Below are 9,320 nucleotides of genomic sequence, written 5' to 3' on the forward strand. Positions count from 1 at the left end.
TGACATCTATTTTGCGTGGTTCGGTGTCGAGACGCTCAAGCGTGAGTTTGCCATCATCGTTCCGCAGGCGCATTTCCACGCCTTCCTCAAGGCCAAGCGCCTTGGGCAGCCGCAACGCCAGGCTATTGCCCGACTTGAAGACCTTGGCCCGATATTCCTCGCCCATTGGCGACCTCCGTATATACAGAGTGTATATACTATTCGGCGAAAGCCGCGTCAATCAAGGCGCCGTCCGCACTCAGCGTGACGACATGCATCGGCGCCATGAAGCGCTTGCCGGTAGGACGCAACACCTCGATAATGTCGCCCGCGCCGAAATTCTCGACCGCGACGATCTCGCCCAGCGCTTCGCCGGTGCTGGAGGTGCAGGGAAGGCCGATCAGGTCGGCATGATAATATTCGCCCTCGCCCAGTTCAGGCAGGGCAGAACGAGGCACGGTCAGTTCCGTGCCACGCAGCGCTTCGGCCGCGCTCAGGTCGCCGACCTCGGCGAAGCGGGCGACCGCGCCATTGGGGCCGGGGCGCACCGACTTCAACGTCAGCATGCGCCCCGCCGCATCGAAGCCCTTGAAGCTTTTGAGGCTTTCCGCCCCTTCGCCAAAGAGCTTCAGACGGACTTCGCCCGCCACGCCATGCGCGCCGATAATGACGGCCAGAGTGACGGGCTTGTCGGTCAAGACAATCAGCCTTCGGCCTGCTCGGCAGCAGCTTCCTCGGCGGGAGCAGCTTCCTCAGCGACCGGAGCAGCTGCGGCTTCAGCGGCGGCAGCCTTGGCGGCTTCGGCAGCTTCAGCGGCTTCCGCAGCCTTGGTGGCGCGATCTTCGGCGCGATCCTTGGCCTTCTGACCCGGCTCAGCCTTATTCGGGTTGTTGCGCGCCTTGCGCTCCTTCACGCCGGCGGCGTCCAGGAAGCGGGCGACGCGGTCGGTCGGCTGCGCACCGGCGGCAACCCAGTGCTTCGCGCGCTCGACGTCCAGAACGACGCGCTTCTCGTCGCCCTTGGGCAAGACGGGGTTGTAGCTGCCGATACGCTCGATGAACTTGCCGTCACGCGGCGCGCGGCTGTCGGCCACGACGATGCGGTAATAGGGACGCTTCTTGGAGCCGCCGCGCGACAGACGGATGGAGGTTGCCATGGAACTTGACCTTTCTAACTAACTACTTGTTTGTCGGTTCGTCATCCCAGCGATAGCTGGCGCCTCCCTTCCCTTTTTCGAGAAGTGAAGCCCCAGCTTTCGCTGGGATGACGGGTTGCTTCACTTCTTCATGAAATTCTGAAAGCCCGGCGGAAGCTTGGGCATGTTGCCACCCAATCCGCCAAGGCCGCCCAGACCCGAAAGATCCGGGCCACCGGCCCCACCTTCGGGACCGCCCAGCCCACCAAGGCCGCCCATGCCGCCACCAGTGAACATCTTGGCCAGCCCCTTGAGGCCGCCCATCTTGCGGATCTTCTTCATCGCCGTTTCCATTTCCTGATGCATTTTCAGGAGACGGTTGACATCCTGCACGGTCCGGCCGGCGCCCTTGGCGATGCGGATCTTGCGCTTGGCGTTGATCAGGGCGGGCTTCTCACGCTCCTTTGGCGTCATGGAGCCGATCATCGCGTCAAGGTGAATGAGCGTCTTGTCGTTGGCGCCGCTATTGGCCATCGCCTGCTGCGCCTTCTTGAGGCCTGGCAGCATGCCCGCCAGCGCGCCAAGACCGCCCATGCGGCGCATCTGGTTGAGCTGGCTGCGCAGGTCATTCATGTCGAACTGACCCTTGGCCATCTTCTTGGCCAGCTTGTCGGCTTCCTCGGCGTCGATCGTCTCGGCCGCCTTTTCGACGAGGCTGACGACATCGCCCATGCCCAAGATGCGCTGCGCCACACGGGCAGGATGGAAAGGCTCGATCGCGTCCAGCTTTTCGCCCGTGCCGGCAAACTTGATCGGACGGCCGGTGACGGCCCGCATCGACAGCGCCGCACCACCGCGCGCATCGCCGTCCATACGGGTCAGCACCACGCCGGTCAGCGGCACCTGCGCGCTAAAGCTGGTGGCAACGTTCACGGCGTCCTGACCCGTCAGCGAGTCGACGACGAGCAGGATTTCGGCCGGGTTCGCGACGTCGGCGACCGCCTTCATCTCGTCCATCAGCGCCTGATCGACGTGCAGGCGGCCCGCGGTGTCGAGCATGACCACGTCGAAGCCCTGAAGCTTCGCCGCCTGAAGCGCACGCCTGGCGATATCGACCGGCTGCTGGCCGGCAATGATCGGCAGGGTCGCGACGTCGGTCTGCGTGCCTAGGACCGCCAGCTGTTCCTGCGCAGCCGGGCGCTGGACGTCGAGCGACGCCATCAGCACCTTCTTGCGCTCTTTTTCCTTCAGCCGCTTGGCGATCTTTGCGGTGGAGGTCGTCTTGCCCGAACCCTGGAGGCCGACCATCATGATCACAGCCGGCGGGGCCACGTCGATCATCAGGTCGCTTGTTTCGGCGCCCAGCGTTTCGGTCAGCGTGTCGGAGACGATCTTGACGACCATCTGCCCCGGCGTGACCGACCGCAGCACGTCGCTGCCGACCGCGCGCTCGGTGGCCTGATCGACGAACTGGCGAACGACGGGCAGCGCCACGTCGGCTTCCAGCAGCGCGATTCGCACCTCGCGCATCGCGGCGCGGACATCGTCCTCCGTAAGCGCACCGCGCCCACGCAGCTTGTCGAATACCCCACTGAGACGATCGCTTAGCGAATCGAACATCATCACCTCATTTGGGCCGAAAGGCCCGAAAAACTGCGCTCACCCATCAAACGACAAAATCGCCGGCGGGCGAAACCTCGCCGGCCAGCGTCCATCCGATGCCCCATTTGGGCGTCCTGGAGTCGTCAGGGCATCGACCGGAAACCGACCGATTGCAGCGCGGCCTTTAGGCGGACGGCGGCAAAATTGCAAGCAGGACGTGGAGTCGCTCGGAAAGATGGTTTCAAGACGCCCCTTCCCTGATCGGGAAAGGGCGTGATTATGTCCGCTCATGATCGCTGCCCTTCCCGCCGCGCTGCGCACCTTTCGCACCCATGGCATCTGCCCTCCACTCCATCTGTTTCCGCCGATGGGGCAATCAGCCCCCTTCCTTTCCCTGCCTTCGATCCCCATAGAGATCAGCCATGACCGACATCTCCACGCCCGCGATCGAGATCCGCAACCTCACCAAGGTCTACAAGGGCGGCAAGCGCGCGCTCGACGGTATCAACCTCACCATTCCACGCGGACAGATTTATGGGCTGCTCGGCCCAAATGGCGCCGGCAAATCGACCACAATCAACATCCTGGCCGGCATGGTGAACAAGACGGAAGGCGATGTCCGCATTTGGGGCTTCGACATCGACGCCAATCCGCGCAACAGCAAGAACAGCATCGGCATCGTCCCGCAGGAAATCGTCTTCGATCCCTTCTTCACGCCGTTCGAGACGCTGGAAAATCAGGCCGGCTTCTATGGCGTGCCCAAGGAAAAGCGCCGGTCGATGGAATTGCTGCGCGCCGTGCATCTGGAGGACAAGGCCAACGCCTATGCCCGCACCCTGTCGGGCGGCATGAAGCGCCGTCTGCTCGTGGCCAAGGCGATGGTGCATAGCCCGCCGATCCTGGTGCTGGACGAACCAACCGCTGGCGTCGACGTGCAGTTGCGCCAGCAACTCTGGGCCTATGTCCGCGAACTCAATGCCATGGGCGTGACCATCGTGCTGACGACCCATTATCTGGAAGAAGCCGAGGAACTGTGCGACCGCATCGGCATCATCAACCATGGCAAGGTCATCACCGACAAGCCGACCCGCGAACTGATCGCCATGGCGCAGGAAAAGGTGGTCCAGGTGACGGTCGACCGCGACGTGACGGCGACGCCTGACGCGCCCTGTTTCGAGAAGGTCGAACTGTCTGGCGAGCGGACGCTTACCATCACCTATATGAAGGACCGCGCCAATGCCGGGCAGGTGTTGAGCGCGGTGCAGGCGAGCGGACTGTCCATCGTCGATGTGGTGACGCGCGACCCCGACCTGGAAGATGTATTCCTCAATCTGACGGCGGCGGCCTAGCAACCTCCGTTTGGTTCAAGCTTGTCGAGAACCGTACTTAACATTCTCGACAAGTTCGAACCGAACGGGATAGGGAACAGGCCCGATACATCGAGAACGACAATGCCCACCACCACCCATGACGTCGTCATCATCGGCTCCGGCGCTGCCGGGCTGACAGCCGCCATCAACCTCGCGCAGGACCGCAAGGTGCTGGTGCTGGCCAAGGGTGCGCTCGACGGTGGGTCCACCAACTGGGCGCAGGGCGGCATTGCCGCCGTACTCGACGCGGGTGACAGTTTCGAGGCGCATGTCCATGACACGATGGTCGCGGGCGCGGGCCTCAACAATCGCGAGACGGTAGAGTTCGTCGTGTCCGAAGCGCCTGCCGCGATCGAGCGTCTGGCCGAACTCGGCGTCCCTTTCAACGGCGGCGAGGAGTTCGGCGAACGCTGGCATCTGACCCGTGAGGGCGGGCACAGCCATCGGCGGATCGTCCATGTCGACGACGCCACCGGCCATGCCGTCCAGGTCGCGCTGCTTAAGGCCGCGCGTGCCAATCCGAACATCACGCTGGTGGAGGATCTGGTCGCGATCGACCTCATCACCAGCCGCCATGGCGAACGCTATTCGGGCGACGGCCATGTCTGGGGCGTCTACGCGTTCAACAAGAAGACCAAGCATGTCGACGCGATCCTCGGCCGCGCCACCATCCTCTGCACCGGAGGGGCGGGGCGCACCTATCTCTTCTCCACCGCGCCGCGCGGTGCGACCGGAGACGGCATCGCCATGGCCTGGCGCGCGGGCTGCCGCGTCTCCAACATGGAGATGAACCAGTTCCACCCGACCTGCCTCTACAATCTGGAGGTCAAGAATTTCCTGATCACCGAAGCGGTACGCGGCGAAGGCGGGCATCTGAAACTTCCCCCCGGCGTGCCGGGCGGCGGCGAGCGCTTCATGCCCCGCTTCGACCCGCGCGAGGAACTGGCCCCTCGCGACGTAGTGGCGCGCGCCATTGACCATGAAATCAAGCGGCTCGGCCTCGACTATGTCCATCTGGATATCAGTCACAAGGATCCGGAGTTCGTGAAGCATCACTTCCCGACCATCCATGCCCGGCTGCTCGACCTCGACATCGATATCACTAAAGAGCCGATCCCGGTCGTCCCGGCGCAGCATTACACCTGCGGTGGGGTAGTGATAGACCTGGACGGCCGCACCGACCTGCCCGGTCTCTATGCGGCGGGCGAAGTCACCGAAAGCGGACTGCATGGCGCCAATCGCCTGGCGTCCAACTCGCTGCTGGAATGTTTCGTCTTCGGCGAAGCGGCGGCCAAGCATATCCGGGCGAACTGGGACGACCTTCCCGGACCGCCGCCGATCCGCCCGTGGGACGAAAGCCGCGTCACCAACAGCGACGAGGAAGTGATCGTCCAGCACAACTGGAAGGAAATCCGCCGCTTCATGTGGGACTATGTCGGCATCGTCCGCACCACCAAGCGGTTGGAGCGCGCCCAGCATCGCATCGACCTGCTGGCGAAGGAAGTCGACGAATATTACGGCAATTTCCGTGTGACGCCCGACCTGATCGAACTGCGCAACCTGCTGGAAGTGGCGCGTCTGGTGGTCCGTTCGGCGCTCCACCGCAAGGAGAGCCGCGGGCTGCACTATACGCTCGACTATCCCGAGACGCTGGAGGCAGCAGTCGACACAATACTGGCGCCCTGACGTCGCCCTGAATCAGGCAGTAAGAAAATCCCTGAGCGCCGCGTTGAAGCGGGCGGGCTGGTCGCCCATCACCATATGGCCGCTCGGACCGATGGCTTTCAGCAGCGCATTCTTTTTCGGCGCATAGGCGGCGCGGAAGCGGCTGGTGATGGCGGCGGCCTGCTGCGCGTCCGATCCGACCGCATAGACCACCTCCAGAGGAGCCGGGAGGCGCGGCAACTGTGGGCCAAGGTCGACATTTGCAAGGTCGCGCAGCGCATTGGCGATGACGTCGGGATCGCTCCCCTTCGCACCCGGCGCCTGCGCCACCATCTCCGCCAGATAGCGCCGCCCGGCGGCCGTCCCGGTCAGATAGCCGCTCAGCTGGTCGGCAAGGAAGCCTAGGCCGCTCGCCGTCCCGCCCACCATCCCCGCGCCGGCGGGCAGCATATCGACCACCATGACGCGGCTCGCAATATTCTTGAGGCCGAGCAGCATCGCCAGCGTGCCGCCCATACTGTGTCCGACGATGGCGGGGCGCTTGAGGCCGGAAGCGGAGACATAGCGCGCTATCTCATCGGCGATCGGCTGGAGCAGCGCGCCGCTGGCATTGGCTTCGGGCGCGAGGCCGGCGAAGCCGCGCACATGGACGAGATGGAAGCGATAACCCGGCAGCGCACCGAGTACGCCGTTCCAGATGCCCGGACCGCTGGCAAGGCCGGGGATCAGCAGCACGTCACGTCCTGCACCGGCGGCCGTCCCGCGCACGTTCATCGCGATGCGGCGCGACGCGAAGGGCGCGGCCCATGCCGTGCCGCTACCCGCCATCATGCCTGCCGCCAATGCGCCGAGCAGCAGCGCCCGCCTGTCCATCCCGTTCGTCATGGCAGAAGCTATTGCCCGTCCGCCGCTGAACCGCAACTGAGCGATCCTTATCCCCGATCAAGAGGTTGCACCATTCAGCCTCCTTACATCGCATTTGTGGAATCATTCGTCGCACCAGCCTTGCCGGAAAGGCCGGCAGGCCATCCCTTGGATTAGGAGCGAGTGCGGGGAAGATGATGAAGGTGAATAGGAACCGGGGCGGATCGGCGCGCCTGGTGTTGTTGATGGCGGCACTGTCCGCGTGCGTAAGCGCACCCGAACCGCGTCGGGCGCAAGCTGCCGCGCCTGCGCCGCAAAAGCCGTTGCCCGGTCGTCCCCAGCCATCGACCAACAGCTGGCCGATCCGTCCGGTCGCCAATCCACCCCAGCCCTATAGAGACATCGACCAGCGCGAAACGCCGCCGCCCGCGCTCGTCAACGTCGTGCGCAATCTGGGGCAGAGTTTCCACGGAAAGGTCGGCATCGCCGTCCGCCGCATCGGCGCGGACTGGACCGTGGCTTGGAACGGCAACGCATTGTTCCCGCAGCAGAGCGTGTCCAAGCTCTGGGTGTCGATGACCTTTCTCGACGCCGTCGACCGGGGCAAGTTGCGCCTCGCCGACACCACCACTATCACCCGCAACGACCTGACCCTGTTCCACCAGCCTTCCGCTGCGATGCTGAAGAATGGCAGCTGGACGACCAGCTATTCCGACCTGATGCGCCGCGCGATGACGCAGAGCGACAATACCGCCAACGATACGCTGCTCCGTGCGGTCGGCGGGCCGGAGGCGGTGCGCGGCTTCCTGGCGCGGCGGATGATCAAGGATATCCGCTTCGGTCCTGGCGAACGGCTGTTGCAATCGGCGACGGCGGGCCTCGACTGGCGGCAGGATTATTCGGTCGGCCGCAATTTCTACGCCGCCCGGTCGCGCCTGCCCATGTCAGTGCGGGCGAAGGCCCTGGACAATTATCTCGCCAGTCCGCCAGACGGCGCTGCGCCTGCCTCCATCGTCCAGGCGCTGGCGAAGCTGAAGGAAGGCGACATGCTATCCTCCGCCTCCTCGCGCCTGCTGATGTCGATCATGTCGGAAGCCAAGACCGGGCCCCAGCGGATCAAGGGCGGGGTGCCGCCGGGCTGGTCCTATCTGCACAAGACCGGCACGGGACAGGATCTGCCGCCGCGCTCGACCGGCTTCAACGATATCGGCATCATGACCGCGCCCGACGGCACAAGCTATGCCGTGGCGGTGATGATCGGGTCGACCACCGTGTCCATCCCCGAACGCTGGGCGCTGATGCAGGCCGTGTCGAAGGCGGTGGCGGCCAATCACGAAAAACGCTGAGCGGTTCAAAAGCGCCGGACGACGCCCAGATAGACTTCGCTGTCCGGGCTGTCCGCATTCAGCCCGATATTGAGGCCGATGTCGAACTGCATGGCGCCGGATGGTTGCCAGGCAAGGGCCAGTCCGCCCAGCGCCTGGGTGCTGTGATCCGCCGGATCATCGTCGCGCATCAGCGACGTCTCGATTGTGGCCGACAGCGTGTCGCCCAGTTCCACTTCCATCCCGACGACGCTACCGAAGGCGAGGTGACGACCGTCGCCATCCTCGTCCACCGCCGCATCGACCTCCGGGGTCAGTTCCAGCGAGAGGCCATCGCTCAGGTCGAAGCTGACCGGCACCAGCACGCCCGCACCCCAGTCCCCCGCACCGATCGCGCTGCCGCCGACCGGCAGGGTCGCATAGGGCATGAGCGCGACCGAAAAGCCCGAACCGTCGGGATTGCGGAGATTCTGCCGCAATGCGAGTTGCACATCGCCGACGCCATCATTCCGGTCGATCGCCCCGCTGGCCCGGTCGCGCGTGCGCACATGGCCATAGGCGGTCCATCCGACCTGAGCCTCCAGACCGTCGGTCAGTCCGATCCGCAGCAGCAGATCGCCCGCTTCGACCGTATCGGTCCGGCTTTGCGGATCGCGCTCATGGGTCCAGTCACCAAGGCCAAGCTCCATCACCATATGCCCCGGTTCGACCGTGCAGGGCGGCGTGCCAAGGCCCGGCCGATCCGTACACAGGTCGCGTGATGCCGATTCCCCTGCATGTGCCGTGGCGGGCACCAGCATCAGTCCCACCAGCATCAAAAGCTTTCGCACCTGCATATCGTCCTCTCACCTGACCGGAAACCGACGGGAAATAATCGGCAGGCGCGCTTGTTCCGTGCAAGCGATATTGCAGGATGCACAATGGCCATTCGCATCCTGCTGCGGCATGGAGACGCCTATGGTATCAGGCACAAAGCTGCTGGATCGGGTGACGCCACGCACGATCGACGAGGCGGAATGCGTCGCGTCGGTCTTGCTGGCGATCCTGATCGCCCATCTGCTGGGTGCGACCCATGTGTCCTGGGCGGCATTTGCGGGCTATATGGTGATGCGTGGCCATGCCGCCGAGACGCTGATGCGCGGGGCGCTGCGCATCGTCGGGACGGTGGCGGGCGGGCTGCTGGCGCTGGGTGCGGCACCGCTGGTGCTGCCGGGATGGCCGCTTGCGGCGCTGGCGATGATGATGGTCGGCACTGTCAGCCTCTATGCCGCGATCACCTCGCGCCGCTCCTATGCCTGGCTCTTCTTCGGTCTGACCTTCGCCATGGTCGTGCTCGACAAGCTGGAGCATCCCGCCATCGCGCTGGCCGATTTTGTCCAG

At 64.6% G+C, this 9,320-nt stretch carries 10 protein-coding genes; 4 read left to right on the forward strand and 6 right to left on the reverse strand.

The features are described 5' to 3' along the window. The 4 genes from VMR39_RS00315 to ffh form a co-directional block, all read right to left on the reverse strand. A partial coding sequence (locus tag VMR39_RS00315; protein WP_414712429.1) for an AbrB/MazE/SpoVT family DNA-binding domain-containing protein occupies nucleotides 1-166 on the reverse strand: 166 nt, incomplete at its 3' end. A 31-nt stretch (nucleotides 167-197) separates the two neighbouring features. Further along, the gene (rimM, locus tag VMR39_RS00320; protein WP_325413245.1) at nucleotides 198-677 is read right to left on the reverse strand and encodes a ribosome maturation factor RimM; all 480 of its coding nucleotides are present in this window, start codon (nucleotides 675-677) and stop codon (nucleotides 198-200) included. Between the two features lie 5 nt (nucleotides 678-682). Next, on the reverse strand, nucleotides 683-1,135 hold the full coding sequence (gene rpsP / locus VMR39_RS00325; protein ID WP_325413247.1) for a 30S ribosomal protein S16: 453 nt from the start codon (nucleotides 1,133-1,135) through the stop codon (nucleotides 683-685). 120 nt (nucleotides 1,136-1,255) lie between these two features. After that, complete coding sequence (ffh, locus tag VMR39_RS00330) at nucleotides 1,256-2,737, reverse strand: signal recognition particle protein (RefSeq protein WP_325413249.1); 1,482 nt, start codon at nucleotides 2,735-2,737, stop codon at nucleotides 1,256-1,258. Between the two features lie 401 nt (nucleotides 2,738-3,138). On the opposite strand from ffh, the gene VMR39_RS00335 reads away from it, so the two are divergent. Then, on the forward strand, nucleotides 3,139-4,065 hold the full coding sequence (locus VMR39_RS00335; RefSeq protein ID WP_325413251.1) for an ABC transporter ATP-binding protein: 927 nt from the start codon (nucleotides 3,139-3,141) through the stop codon (nucleotides 4,063-4,065). A gap of 102 nt (nucleotides 4,066-4,167) precedes the next feature. After that, entirely contained in the window at nucleotides 4,168-5,772 is a 1,605-nt protein-coding gene (gene nadB, locus VMR39_RS00340) for an L-aspartate oxidase (protein WP_325413253.1), read from the forward strand. Nucleotides 5,773-5,784: 12 nt separating this feature from the next. Here the strand turns inward: nadB and VMR39_RS00345 are convergent, their stop codons facing one another. Next, nucleotides 5,785-6,636 carry an alpha/beta hydrolase gene (locus VMR39_RS00345; RefSeq protein WP_325413255.1) on the reverse strand — a complete coding sequence of 284 codons (852 nt, stop codon included), beginning with the start codon at nucleotides 6,634-6,636 and terminating at the stop codon, nucleotides 5,785-5,787. A gap of 176 nt (nucleotides 6,637-6,812) precedes the next feature. Here VMR39_RS00345 and VMR39_RS00350 point away from each other — a divergent pair, with 176 nt between their 5' ends. Continuing rightward, on the forward strand, nucleotides 6,813-7,961 hold the full coding sequence (locus VMR39_RS00350) for a serine hydrolase (RefSeq protein ID WP_325413257.1): 1,149 nt from the start codon (nucleotides 6,813-6,815) through the stop codon (nucleotides 7,959-7,961). A gap of 5 nt (nucleotides 7,962-7,966) precedes the next feature. On the opposite strand, the gene VMR39_RS00355 is transcribed toward VMR39_RS00350, so the two are convergent. Further along, entirely contained in the window at nucleotides 7,967-8,776 is an 810-nt protein-coding gene (locus VMR39_RS00355; RefSeq protein WP_325413259.1) for a transporter, read from the reverse strand. Nucleotides 8,777-8,897: 121 nt separating this feature from the next. On the opposite strand from VMR39_RS00355, the gene VMR39_RS00360 reads away from it, so the two are divergent. Next, nucleotides 8,898-9,320 (forward strand): FUSC family protein (locus VMR39_RS00360; protein WP_325413261.1); only part of this gene is annotated, 423 nt, incomplete at its 3' end.

This window comes from Sphingobium sp., from assembly GCF_035511395.1.
Classification (GTDB): domain Bacteria; phylum Pseudomonadota; class Alphaproteobacteria; order Sphingomonadales; family Sphingomonadaceae; genus Sphingobium.

Bases quoted from the DNA above. Each gene is read 5' to 3' on its own strand.
- rpsP (WP_325413247.1), bottom strand. From the start codon at position 1,135: ATGGCAACCTCCATCCGTCTGTCGCGCGGCGGCTCCAAGAAGCGTCCC.
- ffh (WP_325413249.1), bottom strand. From the start codon at position 2,737: ATGATGTTCGATTCGCTAAGCGATCGTCTCAGTGGGGTATTCGACAAG.
- VMR39_RS00335 (WP_325413251.1), top strand. From the start codon at position 3,139: ATGACCGACATCTCCACGCCCGCGATCGAGATCCGCAACCTCACCAAG.
- nadB (WP_325413253.1), top strand. From the start codon at position 4,168: ATGCCCACCACCACCCATGACGTCGTCATCATCGGCTCCGGCGCTGCC.
- VMR39_RS00345 (WP_325413255.1), bottom strand. From the start codon at position 6,636: ATGACGAACGGGATGGACAGGCGGGCGCTGCTGCTCGGCGCATTGGCG.
- VMR39_RS00350 (WP_325413257.1), top strand. From the start codon at position 6,813: ATGAAGGTGAATAGGAACCGGGGCGGATCGGCGCGCCTGGTGTTGTTG.
- VMR39_RS00355 (WP_325413259.1), bottom strand. From the start codon at position 8,776: ATGCAGGTGCGAAAGCTTTTGATGCTGGTGGGACTGATGCTGGTGCCC.